The 515-nt window shown below is 73.8% G+C and carries 1 pseudogene; it reads left to right on the top strand.

Annotation, left to right across the window (positions count from 1 at the left end):
- A pseudogene (locus C1I97_RS38670) lies at window positions 1-515 on the top strand (hypothetical protein); the annotation flags it as partial.

The following is a 515-nucleotide window of genomic DNA, read 5'->3' as shown; positions in this document are numbered from 1 at the left end:
GGACGACCCCCGGGCCGACTGGGGCGGGTTCGATCTCGCCGTGATCCGGTCGACCTGGGACTACAGCTGGCGGGTGGCGGAGTTCACGGCGTGGGCCGAGCGGTGCGCGAAGGAGACGCGGCTGGTCAATCCCGCCGACGTCGTGCGGTGGAACGTCGACAAGCGGTACCTCGGGCAGCTCGGGGCGGCCGGTGTGCCGGTCGTGCCGACGCGGTATCTGGCGCCCGGGGATCCGGTCGAGCTGCCCGGTGACCACGAGTACGTGATCAAACCGGCCTCCGGTGCCGGGGCCCGGTTCGCCGCCCGGTACACGCCCGGCGAGCACGACACCGCCGTACGGCAGCTCGCCCGGATGCACGCCGAGGGCCTCACGGCCATGGTGCAGCCGTACATGCGGCGGATCGACGCCGGCGGGGAGCGGGCGCTGCAGTTCTTCGGCGGGCGCCTGCTGCACGCCGGCCGCAAGGGGGCGGTGCTGACCCCCGGAACGCCGTACGACGAGCGCAAAGTGGCCC

Source organism: Streptomyces sp. NTH33, from assembly GCF_003236365.1.
GTDB lineage: Bacteria > Actinomycetota > Actinomycetes > Streptomycetales > Streptomycetaceae > Streptomyces.
Note: the sequence above shows the minus strand (reverse complement) of the source record. Positions and strands in the feature narration are given on the sequence as shown.